Raw genomic sequence first — 17,521 nt, 5'->3', positions numbered from 1 at the left:
TTCATGCCACCGCTGCGCGCTGCCAATCTGCTCGCCACGATCGAAGGTTCCCGGCTGCATTCGCCCGAATGCGGCCACTGGCAGCGCTGGGGGCCGTATCTGAGCGAGCGCCAGTGGGGCACGGTGCGCGAGGACTACAGCGCGAACGGCACCGCTTGGGACTCATTTCCGCACGACCATGCGCGCAGCCGCGCCTACCGCTGGGGCGAAGACGGCATCGCCGGTTTCGGCGACGACCGGCTCAGTTGGTGTGTTTCGCTCGCGCTGTGGAACCGCAAGGACCCGATCATCAAGGAGCGCCTGTTCGGCCTGACGAACTCGCAGGGCAATCACGGCGAGGACGTCAAGGAGTTGTACTGCTATCTGGACGGCACGCCCACGCATTCCTACATGCGCATGCTGTACAAGTACCCGCATGCGGCCTATCCATACCAGGACCTGATCGACGAAAACGCGCGCCGCGGCGGCGATATGCCAGAGTACGAAGTACTCGATACCGGCGTGTTCGACGATCAGCGCTATTTCGACGTCCAGATCGAATACGCGAAGCACACGCCCGACGACATCGTGATGCGCGTGACGATCGAAAATCGCGCGGACGAAGCGGCGTCGCTCGATGTGCTGCCGCAAATCTGGGCGCGCAACTCGTGGTCGTGGAAAGAGAACAAGGACAAGCCGAAGCTCGTCGCCGGTACCGGTCATGACGGCTCGGTGCGTCTGCTTGGCCATCACCATGTGCACGAACCGATCGTCGTGACCGCGTGGTCGAAGGACGCGCCGCAACTCGCGTGGCTGTTCTGCGAGAACGACACCAACGTGAAGCGGCTGTTCGGCATGGACGGCGCGGGCCCGTTCAAGGACGGCTTCAACGACTACCTCGTGCACGGCGACGCGAACGCGATCCGTCACGACGCGGGCACCCGGGCCGCGGCGCATGCGGCGCTCGAGTTCGGGCCGCACGGACGCGCGGTCGTGTATCTGCGCTGGCACCCGCAATCGGCGACCGATGAAGCGCCATTCGATGCCGACGTGTTGATCGCGCGCCGCCGCGCCGAAGCCGACGAATTCTATGGCGCGTTGCAACACGAGATCACCGACCCCGATGCGTGTCTCGTGCAACGTCAGGCGCTCGCCGGCATGCTGTGGTCGAAGCAGTACTACCAGTACGACGTGCAGCGCTGGCTCGACGGCGATCCGCTGCAACCGAGCCCGCCCGCCGCGCGCAAGCACGGCCGCAACACCGACTGGCGGCATCTGTGCAACGCGGACATCGTGTCGATGCCGGACAAGTGGGAGTACCCGTGGTACGCGTCGTGGGACCTCGCGTTTCATGCGGCCGCGTTCGCGCTGATCGATCCGGCGTTCGCCAAGAAGCAGTTGCTGCTGCTCGTGAAGGACCGCTATCAGCACCCGAACGGCCAGTTGCCCGCTTACGAATGGGCATTGAGCGACGCGAACCCGCCGGTCCATGCATGGGCCGCGTGGCGCGTGTACGAGATCGACCGCGCGCTGACCGGCAAGGCGGACCGCGATTTTCTGGAGCTCGTGTTTCACAAGCTGCTGCTGAATTTCTCGTGGTGGGTGAATCGCAAGGACGCCGACGGCCACAATATTTTTCAGGGCGGTTTTCTCGGGCTCGACAACGTCGGCATCTTCGACCGCTCGTCGCCGCTGCCCACCGGCGGCCACATCGACCAGGCCGACGGCACCGCGTGGATGGCCGCGTATGCGCTCGACCTGATGCGTATCGCGCTCGAGCTCGCCTACGCGAACCACGTGTTCGTCGATATCGGTGTGAAGTTCTTTGAGCACTTCCTGTATATCGCGGAGGCGGTCAGTTGCGACGACGGCTGCGACACGGGCCTGTGGGACAGCGAGGACGAATTCTTCTACGACAAGCTGCGCCTGCCCGACGGCAGCAACTTGCCGATGCGCGTTCGCTCGATCGTCGGACTGATACCGCTGTTCGCCGTGCACGTGCTCGAGGAGCGTCTGCACGGCGGCTTGCCGGGCTTGCGCGAGCGCCTCGTGTGGTTTCTCGAGCATCGGCCCGATCTCGCGAAGCTGGTGTCGCGCTGGAACGAGCCCGGCAAGGGCAACGCGCTTTTGCTGTCGCTGCTGCGCGGGCATCGGATGAAGGCGTTGTTACGGCGCGCGCTCGACGAAAGTGAATTTCTTTCCGATCACGGCGTGCGGGCGTTGTCGCGTTGCCATCGCGATCATCCGTTCGTGTACCAGCACAACGGCAACAGCTTCTGCGTGAAGTATCTGCCGGCCGAATCCGATACCCGCGTGTTCGGCGGCAATTCGAACTGGCGCGGGCCGGTGTGGATGCCGGTCAACTATCTGCTGATCGAATCGCTGTACGAGTTTCATCGCTATTACGGCGATGATTTCCGCGTCGAGTATCCGACCGGGTCGGGCCAGAAGTTCTCGTTGAGCGAAATCGCCGACGAACTCGCGCGCCGCGCGACCACGCTGTTCCTGAAGGACAAAAACGGCGAGCGGCCGGTGATGGGTGCGTATCCGCTGCTGCAGGCGGACCCGCGTTCGCAGGATCTGATCCTGTTCCATGAGTATTTTCATGGCGATAACGGTCGTGGCGTCGGGGCTTCGCATCAGACCGGCTGGACCGGGCTCGTCGCGTTGCTGTTGCAGCCGCGCGCGATGGCGGCATCGGGCAACGTGCCGCTGGCGGGGGAACCGGCGCCGGCGCCCGCGCCGATTCCGGTGCCGACGGCTTCTGCGTCCGCGGTAACGCCGGCGGTGGCGAAAGAACCGGTACCGTCGCTCCCGGCCACGACGACGAAGTAAGCACGCCGCGCGCTCACGCACGAATGCGATTGAACTGTGCGGCAGCGCCCGTGGTCTTTCATGTATCGCCGCGTTCGTTCTACCGGCTTACCGAGGTCCAAGTGAATCCCATGTCGACCACACCGAACCCTTCCGCTTCTCCCGATCAACCCAACGCAACGCCCGCCCTGAGCTGCAAGCTCAGCGCGAACCGATACGACGCCCTGTCGTCGCCGGCCGGCAAGAAGCCCGCGCCGCCGTGCACGCTCGTGATCTTCGGCGCGGGCGGCGATCTGACCAAACGTCTGTTGATGCCGGCGCTCTACAACCTCGCGGTCGATGGCCTGCTCGACGACAGCATGAAGATCATTGGCGTCAATCACGGCGAGCGCGAAACGCGCGAATGGTGCGACGAACTGCATACCTCGCTGCAGAAGTTCGCCGCCGACAAGGCCAGCACCTTTCACGCCGGCAAGCTCGACGACAACGCATGGAACTGGGTCGCGCAGCGCCTCGAATACATGGCGGGCGAGTTCGAATCCGACGATACGTTCGCGAAGCTGAAGCAGAAGCTCGATCAGTCGAAAGGCGGTAATGCGATCTTCTACCTCGCGGTCGGCGCGCGTTTTTTCAAACCGATCACCGACCGGCTCGGCAAAGCCGGCCTGCTGAAGGAAGGCGACGGCGCGAACGGCGGCTTTCGGCGTCTCGTGATCGAGAAGCCGTTCGGCACCGATCTCGCATCGGCGCGCGATCTGAACGCGCACATCCTGTCGTATGCGCGGGAGTCGCAGGTGTACCGCATCGATCATTTTCTCGGCAAGGACACCGTGCAGAGCATCCTCGCGGTGCGCTTCGCGAATGCGATGTTCGAGCCGATCTGGCGGCGCGAGTACATCGACTGCGTGCAGATCACGGCGGCGGAAACGATCGGCGTCGAGGGGCGCGGCAGGTTCTACGAGCAGACCGGCGCGTTTCGCGACATGGTGCCCAACCACCTGTTCCAGCTGCTCGGCATCGTCGCGATGGAGCCGCCGAATTCGTTCGACGCCGAAGCCGTGCGAAACAGGAAGGCCGAGCTATTCGACGCAATCCAGCCGCTGACGTCCGCCGACGTCGTCTTCGGCCAGTACGAAAAAGGGCCAGCCGGCGTGGGCTATCGCGAGGAGCCCGACGTCGCGCCCGGCAGCACGACGGAAACCTACGCGGCGGCGCGCGTGTTCGTCGAGAACTGGCGCTGGGCCGGCGTGCCGTTCTATCTGCGTACCGGCAAGCGGCTCGCGGTGCGCCGCACCGAGGTTTCGGTGCAGCTGAAGCCGGTGCCGTTCCGCCTGTTCCGCGATACGCCGGTCGACGCATTGACGCCGAACGTGCTGACCATTCGCATCGATCCCGAGCACGGCTCGAGCTTCGATTTCAACGTGAAGGTGCCGGGGCCGGTGATGCAGGTCGGTCCGGTACAGTCGTCGTTCAACTATGGCGACTTCTTTGCGGAAAGCGCGAACGTGGGCTACGAGACGCTGCTGTACGACTGCATGTTTGGCGACGCGACGTTGTTTCAGCGCGCCGACAGCATCGAGACGAGCTGGTGCGCGGTCGACGACGTGCTGCATCCGAGGAGTGGCGGCGCGGTTGCCGTGCGCGGCTATGCGGCCGGCAGCGACGGGCCGGCCGAAGCCGACGCGCTGCTCGCGCGCGACGGCCACGCGTGGCGCCCGTTGCAGCAGAAAGCGCCCGGTGGCAAGTCGTAGCGGCACCTTTGAACCAACCCGCAGACACGCATCACAACCGCCTCAACACAATCGGGAGACATCGTGGCAACACGCAACAAGAACGCAGTGAAACGGAATGCGCCGACAAGCGGCAGCGAGCACATCCTCGCGATCGACGTCGGCGGCACCGGCCTGAAGGCCGCGATCATCGACGCCGACGGGCAGATGAAAACCGAGCGCGTGCGCGTTGCGACGCCGCATCCGTGCACGCCGGATCAGCTGGTGGACGCGCTCGCGCAACTCGTGGCTCCGCTCATCGAGCAGGTGCGGCCCGTCCGTATCTCGATCGGGTTTCCGGGTGTCGTGCGCAACAACCGCATTCTGACCGCGCCGCACTTCGGCATCGAAGGATGGCACGACATTGCGCTCGCGGATTCGCTCGCGCAGCGCCTGGGCGGACTGCCGGTGCGGATGATCAACGACGCCGAAATGCAAGGCTTCGCGGCGATCGAAGGCCACGGCCTCGAGTTCGTGCTGACGCTCGGCACGGGCGCCGGCACCGCGATGTTTCGCGATGGCGAACTGATGCCGCATCTGGAGCTCGCGCATCATCCGGTCAGCAAGAAGGGCGTGGCGTACGACGAATACATCGGCGAGGCCGCGCGCGAGCAGATCGGCAACAAGCGTTGGAGCCGGCGTGTCGAGAAGGTGATCGGCATTCTCGAGTCACTGGTCAATTACGACAAGCTGTGGATCGGCGGCGGCAACGCGGCGCGCATCAAGTTTTCTCTGCCGGCGAACGTGGCGACCGTATCGAACGACGCGGGGATCGAGGGCGGCGCGAAATTGTGGCATCCGCTTTCGGTGCGCGAGACGCGACAGTATCCGGAGGCGACGCAGAAGACGGGGCGGTTCAAGCCGAAGTGAGGGAGTGGATTGCCGCTGCAATCACGTACCCAGCGCCGCGGCTCCACGTCCAAGGGTTCATATCAACCCATCAACGATTGCCAAGGCGATCCGTGCCCGAGCACTGGTCAGCGCTTCGACGCTGGACGTGCTCATAACTACTTCGGCTTTGCTGGCAACGGATTATCTTGCCGGTAAGTGCGCCTGGGGTTAATGACCAAACGCTTGACCTGTGCGTCCAATTCCTTACTGTGATACAGGTCCAGACACTTCAGGAAATCGAAACGGACACCTTCAGTTTTCGATTCAACCAGCGGGTTTTGATAATTTCGCGCCAAATAATTGTCCACCAAGGTTTTGATCGCGTCTGGAGCCTTCTCCAAGTCAAAGTAAGTCCAGTCTCGCAATGCACTGACGCTGCTTCCCGCATCCATGGCAGCATCTTTGTCGTTCTTGTAGGCGGTCGCTATGCAAGCAGCGAAAACCATGTCTTTGTAATTCTGTGCATAAGTACGTGCTCCAGCTTGTGGAGTCGCACGTTGATCGCCTTTCGCATAGCAAGCTGACATACCGAAGATGAGGGCAGAGGCAGTTAGGATGCCAACCCCAACCTTCTTCACGGCAAACTCGAGAAGTTCGCGCGGTCAGTGCGATACTTCGCCTCAGGTTCGTTGAAATAGCAGTGGTCGTAACAGTAGTTTTCGCGCAATTCAGTTGTCCATTCTGATCAAGTAAAGTTTGACACACCTCTCGCCGTAGATGCCCATCCGTCAACGTTCAAGTGGTTCACACGCAAGCGAGTGAACCGAGTCTTGTGTCGAAACCTACTGTCGTTGCATATCTGTGGCTGCCGCAAACTCGGAGGCAGTGCACGGGGTGACGGTCTCGTTCACTGCTTCCGCGGTTTGTCTAACGCCCGACGTTTGTCGTACTCGCGCGCAAGGTAAATGTTTTGCCGTCGAACGCGTAGTAGTAGGTTCCGTGCTCGGCGCTTTCATTGCGGCTTCCATGAGCGATCAGCAGGCAACTGTCTGCGCGATAGGAAAGCGGCTCCGTGATGTCCAGCGGCCAATCGGAAACCGTGAACGGCAGCGAAGTGACGCGGCCCGAGTTCGTATCGATTGCCGCCGCCATCACGCATCCAGCACCGCATCCCCACGTAGCGAGAACGTAGTGGCCCGCGAAGTTGATCGGCTCCTTTGCGGCTTCACGAAGAATGCTGCGGTAATGACGTGCCGTCGCGTCCGTGAATATCATGCGTGGCATCGCAGCGTGCCTGGACTCGACAGTGGCGGGACAATCCTCAAACCTGGGAACCGATTCCGCAAGGGCCAAACCGGATATTGCGCCGAACATCAATGTGGCAATAAGCCAGGACGAAAGACGCATCGTTTTAATACCAGTGGTGTTGTTGCCAGAATCCTCTGGCCATATTGTTTGATTCGCGCAGCCCCGTGCGCAATATGCCGCCTCTTCCATCTCAAAACAACATTCTCGTTATAGTTGCTCTCTGAACTGCAAAGCTCTCAACGGCACGTCCAACCCCGGCGACTCCCAATGACTCGCATCCACCTGAACCTCGCGCGGCGCCTGCTCTCCGTCGGCGCGTGCGCGCTGCTCGCTTACGCGAGCGCGCATGCGTATGCGGCACAGGCCTTCGCGGTGTCGTCGCCGGGACTGGCCGATGGCGGCACGCTGAACGCAAGCCACGCGGCGAGCGCGAACAATTGCGGCGGCGGCAACGTGTCGCCGGCGCTGCAATGGCATAACGCGCCGGCCGGCACGAAAAGTTTCGCGGTGACGATCTTCGACCCCGACGGCGCGAAAGGCCTCGGCATCGTGCACTGGATCGTCTATGGCATCGCGCCTACCACGACCGGACTCGCCGAAGGCGAAGCCGCGCCGGCGGGCAGCGTCGCCGGCACGAATCGCACCGGCGGCCCGGGCTATTACGGCCCGTGTCCGCCCGTCGGCGAGGTACCGCATCACTACGTGGCGCAGGTCTATGCGCTCGATCTGCCGCCCGACGCATTGCCGGCCGGCTTGACGCGCGACGCGTTCCACGCCGCGATCAAGGATCACGTGCTCGCCGCGACGAGCACCGTGCTGCGCTACGGACGATGAAGACGCGCGGCCGAACGCCGGGCCGCGCCTGATCTGCCGGCGTGCGCCTAGCGCGCCGCGTCCCCCCAGCGATACTGCACGCTCGCTTCATCGAGCTGGGTCTTGATCGCGGCGTCGAGCGTGAGCCCGGCCGCCGCGAGCGTATCGCTCAACTGCTCCGCGCGGCTCGCACCAATGATCGCCGACGTAATCAGCGGATTCGCGAGCACCCACGCAAGCGACACCTTCGCCAGCGCTTCGCCGGTCGGCGCGACGATCGCCTTCAGCCTTTCGATCGTGTCGAACTCGCGCTCATGCCAGTAGCGCTCCTGATACATCGCGCCAGCCTTGCCGACGCTTTCGGTGAAGCGCCCTTCGGCGGGCGTCGCGTCGAGCCGGTGCTTGCCGCTCAGCAGTCCGCCCGCGAGCGGGTTATACGGCATCACGGCCAGCTGCTCCTCGGCGGCCAGCGGCAGCAGCTCGCGCTCGATCTGGCGAAACAGCAGGTTGTAGCGCGGCTGGACCGACACGAAGCGCGCGACGCGGAGCACGTCCGCGCGCCCCAGTGCGCGCGCGAGCCGGTAGGCGAGAAAGTTCGACACGCCGATATAGCGCGCCTTGCCCGAGCGCACGATCGCATCGAGCGCTTCGAGCGTTTCGTCGAGCGGGGTCTTCGCGTCGTCGGAATGGAGCTGGTACAGGTCGACGTAGTCGGTGCCGAGGCGCTGCAAGGACGCGTCGATCGCATCGAGCAGGTGCTTGCGCGACGCGCCCTGGTCCCACGCGGCGGGCCCCATCTTGCCGACCGCCTTGGTCGCAACGATGAAGCGCTCGCGTTTGCCCTTCAGCCAGCGTCCGACGATTTCCTCGGTGCGTCCGGCCAGATTTTCGTCGCCGCCGAGCGGATAGACGTTCGCGGTATCGATGAAATTGACACCGGCGTCCGCGGCCGTGTCGAGGATGCGGTGCGATGCGGCTTCTTCGGTTTGCAGCCCGAAGGTCATGGTGCCGAGACACAGGCGAGAAACGGTCAGGCCGGTGCGGCCGAATTGGCGATATTGCATAAAGTCGACTCCAGAGGGAAGCAAAGCGCTGCCGAAGCGATGAAACTACATCGTTGTAAAAAGGATAAACCGAGTCGCGATTCGGTGTGCCTGACGCACGCCGGGATTGCTGACTTCCAGTAGATATGAAATGATATCGATTCTCATTTAAACCTAGCCAGCCATCCCGTCATCTCCATCTCACACTACGGAGAGCGGCAGCCAGCCATTTGCGGCTTTGTCATGAATTCGACGTCAGTGATGCGAATCTGACAAACGCATTTCTGACGGGATTTCCATGCTCAATCACACGCCGCTCGCGACAGCGCTAGCGCTCGCTTTTGCCATTCCTTTGGCGACCCCGGCGCTCGCGCAAAGCGCGCCGCAGAACGCACAAACCAGCGCACGGAACGACACACCCGCCGCCGCGCAGACGCTGCCGACCATCGGCGTGCAGGCTCAGGCCGTTCAGCAGGACTTCCAGGCCGACCGGGCGACCGTCGGCGCCAAGACGCCGACCGCGCTTCGCGACATTCCGCAGACCGTCACCGTGATCAATCGCGACCTGCTCGCCTCGCAGGGCGCGACGTCGTTTACGGACGCGCTGCGAAACGCGCCCGGCGTGACGATCGGCGCGGCCGAAGGCGGCCAGATCGGCAACAACATCAATCTGCGCGGCTTTACCGCGCAGAACGACATCTATCTGGACGGCTTTCGGGACCGCAACCAGTACTACCGCGATACGTTCGACCTCGAGTCGCTCGAGGTGCTGTACGGTCCGTCGTCGATGCTGTTCGGCCGCGGCTCGACCGGCGGCGTGATCAACCAGGTCAGCAAGAAGGCGAACCTGACGGACTCGGCGGAAGTCTCCGGCATGATCGGCACCGACGACCGCTACCGCTCCACCGTCGACGTGAATCACAAGCTCACCGACACCTCGGCGATCCGCCTCAATGCATTCGGCCAGAGCCTCGGCTCGACGCGCGACGTGATGAAGAACAAGGACTTCGGCGTCGCGCCGGAACTGCGCTTCGGCATCGGCACGCCGACCGAGATCACGCTATCCGCGCTGATCCAGCACAACCACGACATGCCCGACTACGGCATCCAGGCGCTGAACGGCCGCCCGTCGCCGGTACCGAAGAACACGTTCTACGGTTTGACCAGCGACCGCACGATCCAGGACGTGCAGATCTTTACCGCGGCGATCAAGCACAAGTTCTCCGAGGACCTGACGCTGACGAACCAGACGCAGATCTCGCACTCCGTGACCGACGCGCGCGAAACCGCGCCGCAAGCGGTGCTGACCGGACCGCTGTCGTCCAGCACAGCGTTGACCAACGGCAACTTCACGACGCTGTCGCCGTCGCAACTGTTCATCAAGCTGCAGAGTCATGACCGCGTGATCCAGAATCATGCGATCTACAACGACACGATGCTCGAATACAAATTCGACACCGGACCGATCAGGCACGACCTGATCGCCGGTGTCGAAGTGGGCCACGACAGCTATACGAACCAGGCGTACACGCGCAACAACCTGCCGATCGTGCCGATGCTCAATCCGCCGATCATGGGCACGCCGTCGAACGTGACGACGACGGTCGGCAACTACGCCGATTCGAGCGCGAACGAAATCGCCGCTTACCTGAACGACACGATTACACTGACGCCGCACTGGAAGCTGATCGGCGGTGTGCGCTGGGATCGTTTCTCGGCGGGAATCCGCAATACGATCAGCGCGCCGGCTTATGCGAGCCAGACCAACTACTTCACGAGCGTGCGCGCGGGCGTCATCTATCAGCCGACCGACTGGCAGTCGTACTACGTGTCGTACGGCACGTCGTTCAACCCGTCGCTCGAAAACCTGACGGTCACGAACCTCACTCAGAACCTCGCGCCGGAATCGACGAAGTCGTATGAAATCGGCGGCAAGTGGGATCTGTTCGGCGGCAACATATCGGTGACCTCGGCGATCTTCCGCGAGGAAAAGGACAACGCGCGCACGCAGGTGTCACCGACCGAGTACCAGCTGGCCGGCAACGTTCGCGTCGACGGCTTCCAGGCGGGCGTGACGGGACACATCACCGACAAGTGGCAGATTTTCGGCGGCTACACGTACATGGACGCGACGATCCTGAAAGCGGCCGACGGCACGCAGGGCCACACGCCGGCCAACACGCCGCGCAACACGCTGACGTTCTGGACCACGTACGCGATCACGCCGCATTGGGAAATCGGCGGCGGTCCGATCTACATGTCGCCACGTTATGCGTCGAATACGAACTACGTGAAAGTGCCGGGCTACACGCGTTGGGACGCGACCGCGGCCTATCACGCGAAGAAGTACGACGTGCGCCTGAACCTGCTGAACCTGACCAACAAGTACTACTACGACGCGTTGATTCCGTCGGACGGCGGACGTTCGGTGCCGGGCATCGGCCGCACGCTGCTCGCGACGTTCAACTACCGCTTTTGATACGCGCTTTTGATACGCACTGAGCGCATGCGCACGGCTTGCCGCTTCTGCAAACGGCAAGCCGACGCGAAGGACACACTATGTTGCTGCACATTCAGAAGGTACTGGACGCCGGGCAGTTGCGCTTCATGCGCGAGCGGCTCGATCGAGCCGGCGACGCGTGGGTCGATGGCCGCGCGACCGCGGGCTATCAGGGCGCGCCGGTCAAGCGCAATCAGCAGATTGCCGAGCACTCGACGCTCGCGCGCGAACTCGGCGATGTGATTCTCGCGGCGATCGAACGCAATCCGCTGTTCATCAGCGCGGTGCTGCCCAACCAGGTCTATCCGCCGCTCTTCAACCGCTACGAGGGCGGCATGCAGTTCGGCAGCCACGTCGATGGCGCGGTGCGCGTGCTGCCGAACGGCGTGAAGCTGCGCACCGACGTGTCGGTGACGCTGTTTCTCAGCGCGCCCGACGAATACGACGGCGGCGAACTCGTGATCGAGGACACCTACGGCGTGCAGCAGGTGAAACTGCCGGCCGGCGACATGATCGTCTATCCGGCGACGAGTCTGCACCAGGTGACGCCGGTCACGCGCGGCGCGCGGGTGGCGAGCTTCTTCTGGGTGCAGAGCCTCGTGCGCAGCGACACGCATCGCGCGCTGCTGTTCGACATGGACACCGCGATTCAACGGCTCAATGCCACCCATGCCGACGAAGCTGCGCGACGCAGCCTCGTCGGTTGTTATCACAATCTGCTGCGCACCTGGAGTGAAACGTGAGCGTCTCGGACACCCTCGACATTCAACCGCCCGCGGCCGGCGAACATGACGCGCAGGAGCCGCGTCGGCTCGATGACCATGAACTGAAATCGCGCCAGCAGCGCTCGCGTCGCGCGACCTTCATCAAGTGGCTGCGCAAGGTGCATGGGTGGGTTGGACTGTGGGGCGCCGCGCTCGGTCTGCTGTTCGGCACGACGGGCTTCTTTCTGAATCATCGCGGCGGCCCGCTGCGCGTCTCGACCGGCGAGCCGCAGGTCTCGGTGATGCAGGTGCCGCTGCCGCAACCGGCGCCGCAAACGCCGCGTGAGCTCGCGAAGTGGCTCAAGCAGGAGCTGAAGATCGCCGGCAATCCGGGGCGCGTGCAGAAGGAGACCGAGCATCCGGTGGCGTGGGGCGATCGCAGCGTCGTGCAGCCCGAGCACTGGCAACTGAATTTCGCGTCGCCGAAGGAAAACACGTCGGCCGAATACTGGGTCGGTAACCACACCGTGACGATCAAGCGCAGCGCGAACACCTTTCTCGCGATGCTGACGAACCTGCACAAGGGTGTGGGCTTGAGCGTCGGTTGGGTGCTGCTGATCGATACGCTCGCGGGCAGCCTGATCCTGCTGTCGTTGACGGGCGTGCTGTTGTGGACCGAGTTGAACAAGCGCAAGACGGTGGGGCTCGCGCTCGTGGTCGGATCGATTGCGGCGGCGGTGGTGTTGGGGACGATGTAAGGGCGCAGCGCAACGCTTCGGGCGACGCCTGCGCGCTGGCGGGCAGGCTTTGAGCGGTCCGCGCTAGAATCGTCGCAGACCTACTCCGCAGGCTCTGCCGCCATCCGCCGATGACCTCTTCCGCGAACCCCGTCGACACCGCGCTGACCACGCGGCGCTCGGTGCGCGCCTTTCTGCCGACACCGGTGCAGCGCGCCGACATCGAAGCGATTCTCGAAGCCGCCAGCCACGCACCGTCGGGCACCAACACGCAGCCGTGGAAGGTGTACGTGCTGACGGGCGAATCGCTCGCGCGTCTGTCGCGCGATCTGCTCGCGGCCTACGACGATCCGCAGCGCGACGAGCTGTACCAGGAGGAGTACGCGTACTATCCGCGCCAGTGGCAGTCGCCGTTCATCGACCGGCGTCGCAAGATCGGCTGGGACATGTATAGCCTGCTCGGCATCGAGAAGGGCGACAAGGCGCGCATGCACGAACAGCACTCGCGCAACTTCCGTTTCTTCGACGCACCCGTCGGCCTGCTGTTCACGATCGATCGCAGCCTCGAGCGCGGCAGTTGGCTCGACTACGGCATGTTCCTGCAGGCGATCATGACAGCCGCGCGCGGCCGCGGACTCGACACCTGTCCACAGGCCGCGTTCATGCAGTTTCATCGACTGATTGCCGGACATCTCGGCTTGCCCGAAAACGAGCAACTTGTGTGCGGCATGTCGCTCGGTTTCGGCGACCCCAACGCGCCGGTCAATACGCTGCGCCCCGAGCGCGAACCGGTCGAGCGCTTCGCGCGCTTTCTCGATTGAACGCATCCCTCAGTCCCCACCCAGAGGCAAACGACAATGAAAACATCGCGGCGCCATTTCCTGTTGGTCAGCGCGGGCGTCGGCTCGTCGCTCGCGCTGTCTCGGGTCGCGTTCGCCGCGACCGTTCCCAATGCGCTCAGCGAGAGCGATCCGCAGGCGCAGGCGGTCGGCTATACCGAAGATGCGTCGAAGGTCGACAAAGCCAGATTTCCGAACTTCGCGGCCGGGCAATCGTGCGCGAACTGCTCGCTGTTCCAGGGCAAGGCATCGGACGCATACGGCGGCTGCACGCTATTCGGCACTAAACAGGTCGCGTCGCGCGGCTGGTGCAGCGCGTACACGAATATGTGAGCACGCCGCCGTAGCGTTCGCAGCGCTGCTATAGCAGTGCCTTCAGCACGAGTTCGTGCGAGTGCCCGATCCACACGGCGGCGTCGCGATGATCGCGCAGCGCGTCGCCGGTGTTCGGATGCAGAAAGACATCGAGCGCGCCGTGATTGAGCGTGAGCCAGCCGACCACGTCGGCGAACTGCGTGTGCGCGAAGGCGAGCTGATACGACCACATCGGATGCGGCCCGACCGGCCGTTCGTGGAAGCGCCCGATCTGCAGTTTGTCGCCCCAATGCGCGTCGATCTGCTCGCGAAACGCCCAGGCGGCATCGCGGCTCGCCGGGTCGAAGTAGATGTGCGCGTGCCAGCTTTGTATCGCTGAAGCATCGCGAAAAGTCATATCAGAGTTCATTGCCAGGCTCGTTCCGTATCAGTCTTTATCCGACATTCGTTCTGCTTCGCTTTCCGCCGGCGCGCGCGCTGCAAGTCGCATGTGAAACTGTGTCTGATCCTCGCCGACGATCTCGAAGCCAAGACGATCGTACAGCCGTTTGGCGGGATTGCCCTTGAGCACCTGCAAGCTGACCGGCAACGCTTCGGCCGCGGCGGCGCGCAGGATCGTGCGCAGCGCTTGCTCGCCGATGCCGCGACCCTGCAGCGCGGGCGCGATCTGCAACTGCACGACGAACCATTCGTCGTCGTTGCGATGCGCCTTCAACAAGCCCGCGGGCGCGCCGTCGATACAGACCACCTGCGCCGCGTTGTAGCGATGCAACAGGCGCGCGCGATGGACGTCGTCGTCGGTCGGCTCGCCGGCGCGCGCCAGGTGTTCGGTCATCGTCGTCTTGCGCAGTTCGAGCAGGAAGGCTTCGTCGTCGGGTTGCGCGGGGCGCAAGGTCAACCCGGATCGTTGGTCGGGCAGTTGGGCGGACATGTCGGGAAGGTGGTGGCGCGCGATGATCGTGCGAAGCGCGAGTAAGAATTGTCGTCGATTGTCGCGCCGGCTGCGCTTTTTTACCACGCGGCTATGTTGCAGTCTTCTCACTTTGCGATGCAGGGCGAACGCTCGATGCGGCGAGGCGCCGCCTGCTGCGTTGTGTGGCATGCGCTTTGCTCAAGGTTGATTCGCTTTTCGCGGGCACGGTCGTCGACCCATCGCGGCCGCGCTTATCCGGGGACGTTCGCGTTATGCGGCGAACGTCGTAATCAACGTTGCGAGGTGGGCTATGACGATGATCGAGGTGGTACCCAGCGTCTCGGCAGATGGACGCGCGGTGATTTTCCAGCTTTCGTCGCAGGGACGAGACCTTGAATGCGCGGTCACGCGCGAGGCGCTCGAGCAGCACTTCTGGCTGCAACGCGGCGCGGGTGAGGCGCGCGTTCTGAAGACGTTCGCGGATGGGCGCAAACGTATTACGGCGATCGCCGAACGAAAAATGCTTGCGCGTCCCGGTGAGAAGGTCTTGCTGACGATCGACGATTTCTCCACACGCGGTTGACGTGCGTGGCGTGGCGCGCGTCATCGCTCGAAGCTGCACACGCGATGACGCCGGCGCGACAGCACCGGCTCCGCTCGGCCTGAATGCGGCCGGCTTCGCACTTCGCGTTTTTTCTCTCAGGCTTTCGCAGCACCGTTTCGGTGCAATCGCTGATTTCACATCGAGCGCTCCGTGGGGCCGCTGTTACATCGATTCGCCAAATTAACCCACCAAAGCGCTTCGGTTCGCTGAATTGCTTTCGCGCGTGCGCGCATACACTCTTTTCCATGGAGCGAGGAATCACCGACCTCCATCGATGCGATCTTCCCCTCGTGTCGGATTTGAACCGTACCATTGAGAGTAGTCTGCAGTTCGCAGTTCGCAGTGCGTATCTGGCAGTTTGCAGTCTGCAGTTGACGCAATACAAGCGCGCAATGCCTCGAGCACGAGCGCGAAGCAACAGGGGTAGCGGCCAGAAGTAGCAGATAGCGAGGACCGGCCCACATGCAGTCGCAATTGAAGTGGTAGTTTGAATCGGCAGTTTGAAGCTTCCTGTCGAGCGGTAGAAATTGCCGGTGCAGTACACGTAAGCAATAGCTTTGCAGGTTAGGTGGTTATAGGTTGGCAGGCATCCACGCGCCTGCTCGGCCGTTCCATCCTGTCAGCCCTGTTCCTCGCGGAACAGGGCTTTTTTTCGTCGCAACGAAGCGGGATTTTTGTTTCTGGCGGCTTCGAACCGATATGCGGACATTGCGTTCTTCGATACGTTCGAAGAACGGGCGCGTCGCATGGCGTGCGCATGGGGTGAACTGTTGGGCGCGAAATACGTCGGACGTTTGAGCGCGGCGTTTGCCGCCGTCGCGTGCCGAAGTCCGGGCGCGCTGCCGAAAGAAGGAGGTTGAATCGATGTCCAGCAAGTCGCGAGTTCACAAGCCCGGCCGCACGGCCATGTCCCCGTTGTTGCGTTCTCTGACCCAGAGCCGCACCGCGCACGCGCCGGTCACGCAGACCACGCTGTTGCAGGCCTACGCCGCGCTCGATGCATTCCGCCGCGGCCACGGCGCGCGCATTCTGCACACGACGCTGAGCCGGCATTTGCTGGTGTCGCAGGAACTTGTGCATGCCGGACGGGGCGCCGCCGCACGCGCCGACATCGAAAGCGCGCATGCGGCGATGGTGCGGCTCGATGTGCGCGAGCGCCAGACTGGCCGCTGGTCGCTCGAAGACGACGACTACGCAAGTCTGTGCGCGGCGCTAGCGATTTTCGACGGACAGTTGTCGGCGGCGTCGCTGAGCGAGCTGGCGAGCGCGGAAGCGAAAATGATCGAAGGTTTGATGCGTTCCGCGCGACTGCGGGCGCTGGCGGAAGCGGCGGTTTGAGCGGCACGCATCTGGCGGCGCGCATTTCGAAAGCGTCGCGGGTCACCGGCGCTGCGCTCAACGCGCTATCGGCGAGCCCGAGCGAGTGGCTGCCCGCTGCGCTGCGTTCGTCGAACGGCTGATACGACCGTTTCAGCGCGGACGTAAATGGATTCCGGACACATTGAAAGCGGCTTCGACGTGTCGCGCGAGGCCGGCCGGTGCGCGTGGCGCGGCTCGTTACGAGTGTCCGTAGAAGTCCCGCCGGGCGCGTTTGCCGCTGCGATTCCCGCTTGCTAGACTGGCTGCGCCTGCTTGCCGCCTACCTGCTTGCGTACCTCCTGCATACCGCCGAGGCGAGGCGTCGCTGGCGTCGTTGCGATGCCGACTCGCGCATACAACCGAGCCCTATCGGAGACATGATGTCCTACATGCTGCTGATCGTCGAACCCACGGACCAACGCGAGGAGCGCGCCGAAGCCGCGGGCCGCGACCTCTACGACCAGATGGTGCGTTTCTCCGAGAACCTGAAAGCGCGCGGCAAGCTGCTCGCGGTCGAGTCACTGACTTCGCAGAAGGACGCCGTGCGCGTGCAGGTCCGCCATGGCCAATCGAAGCTCGTCGACGGGCCGTTCGCCGAGGCGAAGGAGATGATCGGCGGCTTCTTTCTGTTGAACTGCGACAGCCGTGAAGAGGCCGTGGCGATCGCGCAAACCTGCCCGGCGGCGTCGTGGTGCACGGTCGAGGTGCGCAAGCTCGGACCGTGCTTCATCTAGGGCCTGTTCACGCTAATAACGGGCTTGCGAACGTGCCTTTCCGCGCGTAGTGCAAGGAGAGAGGAGCGCCGTTTGGCCGAGCCAAACAAGCGACGACCGACGCCGCAATACGGGCGGAAAGGCACGTTCCCCTGTTTTAAAAAAACCTTCAAGGGGCTGGCCGCCAGAAGGGCCGATCGCCGCGTCATGCTCCTTGCGAATACGTCGAGTATTCGCTGCGTCGCAATCCTTGCGCTCGGCCCTTCTGGCGGCCAGCGCA

The 17,521-nt window shown here is 63.4% G+C and carries 18 protein-coding genes; 13 read left to right on the top strand and 5 right to left on the bottom strand.

Annotated elements, in window-relative coordinates; all coding sequences use genetic code 11:
- Positions 1-3: 3 nt before the first annotated feature.
- The 3 genes from HDG32_RS21245 to HDG32_RS21235 all read left to right on the top strand — a co-directional run bounded on the left by HDG32_RS21245 (position 4) and on the right by HDG32_RS21235 (position 5,432).
- The gene (locus HDG32_RS21245; RefSeq protein ID WP_184070463.1) at positions 4-2,814 is read left to right on the top strand and encodes an MGH1-like glycoside hydrolase domain-containing protein; all 2,811 of its coding nucleotides are present in this window, start codon (positions 4-6) and stop codon (positions 2,812-2,814) included.
- 110 nt (positions 2,815-2,924) lie between these two features.
- A complete protein-coding gene (gene zwf / locus HDG32_RS21240) occupies positions 2,925-4,544 on the top strand; it encodes a glucose-6-phosphate dehydrogenase (RefSeq protein WP_184070461.1) in 1,620 nt (539 codons plus the stop codon).
- Positions 4,545-4,607: 63 nt separating this feature from the next.
- The gene (locus tag HDG32_RS21235) at positions 4,608-5,432 is read left to right on the top strand and encodes an ROK family protein (RefSeq protein ID WP_184057872.1); all 825 of its coding nucleotides are present in this window, start codon (positions 4,608-4,610) and stop codon (positions 5,430-5,432) included.
- 137 nt (positions 5,433-5,569) lie between these two features.
- Here HDG32_RS21235 and HDG32_RS21230 read toward each other — a convergent pair whose 3' ends face one another.
- A complete protein-coding gene (locus HDG32_RS21230; protein ID WP_409340047.1) occupies positions 5,570-6,031 on the bottom strand; it encodes a type VI secretion system amidase immunity protein Tai4 in 462 nt (153 codons plus the stop codon).
- Between the two features lie 289 nt (positions 6,032-6,320).
- Positions 6,321-6,890 carry a hypothetical protein gene (locus HDG32_RS21225; RefSeq protein WP_184070459.1) on the bottom strand — a complete coding sequence of 190 codons (570 nt, stop codon included), beginning with the start codon at positions 6,888-6,890 and terminating at the stop codon, positions 6,321-6,323.
- 78 nt (positions 6,891-6,968) lie between these two features.
- On the opposite strand from HDG32_RS21225, the gene HDG32_RS21220 reads away from it, so the two are divergent.
- A complete protein-coding gene (locus HDG32_RS21220; protein ID WP_184070457.1) occupies positions 6,969-7,535 on the top strand; it encodes a YbhB/YbcL family Raf kinase inhibitor-like protein in 567 nt (188 codons plus the stop codon).
- Between the two features lie 47 nt (positions 7,536-7,582).
- Here the strand turns inward: HDG32_RS21220 and HDG32_RS21215 are convergent, their stop codons facing one another.
- Positions 7,583-8,578, bottom strand: coding sequence for an aldo/keto reductase (locus tag HDG32_RS21215; RefSeq protein ID WP_184070455.1), 996 nt, complete (start codon positions 8,576-8,578; stop codon positions 7,583-7,585).
- 277 nt (positions 8,579-8,855) lie between these two features.
- Between HDG32_RS21215 and HDG32_RS21210 the strand changes: the two genes are divergently transcribed.
- The 5 genes from HDG32_RS21210 to HDG32_RS21190 all read left to right on the top strand — a co-directional run bounded on the left by HDG32_RS21210 (position 8,856) and on the right by HDG32_RS21190 (position 13,670).
- Positions 8,856-11,036, top strand: coding sequence for a TonB-dependent siderophore receptor (locus HDG32_RS21210; RefSeq protein WP_184070453.1), 2,181 nt, complete (start codon positions 8,856-8,858; stop codon positions 11,034-11,036).
- Between the two features lie 80 nt (positions 11,037-11,116).
- On the top strand, positions 11,117-11,800 hold the full coding sequence (locus tag HDG32_RS21205; RefSeq protein ID WP_184070451.1) for a Fe2+-dependent dioxygenase: 684 nt from the start codon (positions 11,117-11,119) through the stop codon (positions 11,798-11,800).
- Positions 11,797-12,519 carry a PepSY-associated TM helix domain-containing protein gene (locus HDG32_RS21200; RefSeq protein ID WP_184070449.1) on the top strand — a complete coding sequence of 241 codons (723 nt, stop codon included), beginning with the start codon at positions 11,797-11,799 and terminating at the stop codon, positions 12,517-12,519. The genes HDG32_RS21205 and HDG32_RS21200 overlap by 4 nt, the downstream gene beginning before the upstream one ends.
- Positions 12,520-12,629: 110 nt before the next feature.
- Positions 12,630-13,319, top strand: a complete 690-nt coding sequence (locus HDG32_RS21195) for a nitroreductase (RefSeq protein WP_184070447.1) — start codon at positions 12,630-12,632, stop codon at positions 13,317-13,319.
- Between the two features lie 36 nt (positions 13,320-13,355).
- Complete coding sequence (locus HDG32_RS21190) at positions 13,356-13,670, top strand: high-potential iron-sulfur protein (RefSeq protein ID WP_090807936.1); 315 nt, start codon at positions 13,356-13,358, stop codon at positions 13,668-13,670.
- A 28-nt stretch (positions 13,671-13,698) separates the two neighbouring features.
- On the opposite strand, the gene HDG32_RS21185 is transcribed toward HDG32_RS21190, so the two are convergent.
- Positions 13,699-14,049, bottom strand: coding sequence for a DOPA 4,5-dioxygenase family protein (locus HDG32_RS21185; protein ID WP_184005224.1), 351 nt, complete (start codon positions 14,047-14,049; stop codon positions 13,699-13,701).
- Positions 14,050-14,079: 30 nt separating this feature from the next.
- On the bottom strand, positions 14,080-14,583 hold the full coding sequence (locus tag HDG32_RS21180) for a GNAT family N-acetyltransferase (RefSeq protein WP_184070446.1): 504 nt from the start codon (positions 14,581-14,583) through the stop codon (positions 14,080-14,082).
- Positions 14,584-14,875: 292 nt separating this feature from the next.
- On the opposite strand from HDG32_RS21180, the gene HDG32_RS21175 reads away from it, so the two are divergent.
- The 4 genes from HDG32_RS21175 (at position 14,876) to HDG32_RS21165 (ending at position 17,262) form a co-directional block, all read left to right on the top strand.
- The gene (locus HDG32_RS21175) at positions 14,876-15,148 is read left to right on the top strand and encodes a DUF1488 domain-containing protein (protein ID WP_090807933.1); all 273 of its coding nucleotides are present in this window, start codon (positions 14,876-14,878) and stop codon (positions 15,146-15,148) included.
- 885 nt (positions 15,149-16,033) lie between these two features.
- Positions 16,034-16,507 carry a hypothetical protein gene (locus HDG32_RS21170; RefSeq protein WP_184070444.1) on the top strand — a complete coding sequence of 158 codons (474 nt, stop codon included), beginning with the start codon at positions 16,034-16,036 and terminating at the stop codon, positions 16,505-16,507.
- Positions 16,504-16,629 carry a hypothetical protein gene (locus HDG32_RS36575; RefSeq protein WP_260336546.1) on the top strand — a complete coding sequence of 42 codons (126 nt, stop codon included), beginning with the start codon at positions 16,504-16,506 and terminating at the stop codon, positions 16,627-16,629. Before HDG32_RS21170 ends, HDG32_RS36575 begins: the two co-directional genes overlap by 4 nt.
- 279 nt (positions 16,630-16,908) lie before the next feature.
- Complete coding sequence (locus HDG32_RS21165) at positions 16,909-17,262, top strand: YciI family protein (RefSeq protein ID WP_090807928.1); 354 nt, start codon at positions 16,909-16,911, stop codon at positions 17,260-17,262.
- Positions 17,263-17,521 lie beyond the last annotated feature (259 nt).

It is taken from the genome of Paraburkholderia sp. CI2 (genome assembly GCF_014201055.1).
In the GTDB taxonomy this organism is placed as follows: Bacteria; Pseudomonadota; Gammaproteobacteria; order Burkholderiales; family Burkholderiaceae; genus Paraburkholderia; species Paraburkholderia tuberum.
The sequence above is the reverse complement of the archived record's forward strand: the minus strand, read 5'-3'. Positions and strand labels throughout refer to the sequence as shown.

Excerpts from the sequence above, each read along its gene's own strand:
- HDG32_RS21245 (WP_184070463.1), top strand. The coding sequence starts at position 4 with ATGCCACCGCTGCGCGCTGCCAATCTGCTCGCCACGATCGAAGGTTCC.
- zwf (WP_184070461.1), top strand. The coding sequence starts at position 2,925 with ATGTCGACCACACCGAACCCTTCCGCTTCTCCCGATCAACCCAACGCA.
- HDG32_RS21225 (WP_184070459.1), bottom strand. The coding sequence starts at position 6,890 with ATGGAAGAGGCGGCATATTGCGCACGGGGCTGCGCGAATCAAACAATA.
- HDG32_RS21220 (WP_184070457.1), top strand. The coding sequence starts at position 6,969 with ATGACTCGCATCCACCTGAACCTCGCGCGGCGCCTGCTCTCCGTCGGC.
- HDG32_RS21215 (WP_184070455.1), bottom strand. The coding sequence starts at position 8,578 with ATGCAATATCGCCAATTCGGCCGCACCGGCCTGACCGTTTCTCGCCTG.
- HDG32_RS21210 (WP_184070453.1), top strand. The coding sequence starts at position 8,856 with ATGCTCAATCACACGCCGCTCGCGACAGCGCTAGCGCTCGCTTTTGCC.
- HDG32_RS21205 (WP_184070451.1), top strand. The coding sequence starts at position 11,117 with ATGTTGCTGCACATTCAGAAGGTACTGGACGCCGGGCAGTTGCGCTTC.
- HDG32_RS21195 (WP_184070447.1), top strand. The coding sequence starts at position 12,630 with ATGACCTCTTCCGCGAACCCCGTCGACACCGCGCTGACCACGCGGCGC.
- HDG32_RS21190 (WP_090807936.1), top strand. The coding sequence starts at position 13,356 with ATGAAAACATCGCGGCGCCATTTCCTGTTGGTCAGCGCGGGCGTCGGC.
- HDG32_RS21185 (WP_184005224.1), bottom strand. The coding sequence starts at position 14,049 with ATGACTTTTCGCGATGCTTCAGCGATACAAAGCTGGCACGCGCACATC.
- HDG32_RS21180 (WP_184070446.1), bottom strand. The coding sequence starts at position 14,583 with ATGTCCGCCCAACTGCCCGACCAACGATCCGGGTTGACCTTGCGCCCC.
- HDG32_RS21175 (WP_090807933.1), top strand. The coding sequence starts at position 14,876 with ATGACGATGATCGAGGTGGTACCCAGCGTCTCGGCAGATGGACGCGCG.
- HDG32_RS21170 (WP_184070444.1), top strand. The coding sequence starts at position 16,034 with ATGTCCAGCAAGTCGCGAGTTCACAAGCCCGGCCGCACGGCCATGTCC.
- HDG32_RS21165 (WP_090807928.1), top strand. The coding sequence starts at position 16,909 with ATGTCCTACATGCTGCTGATCGTCGAACCCACGGACCAACGCGAGGAG.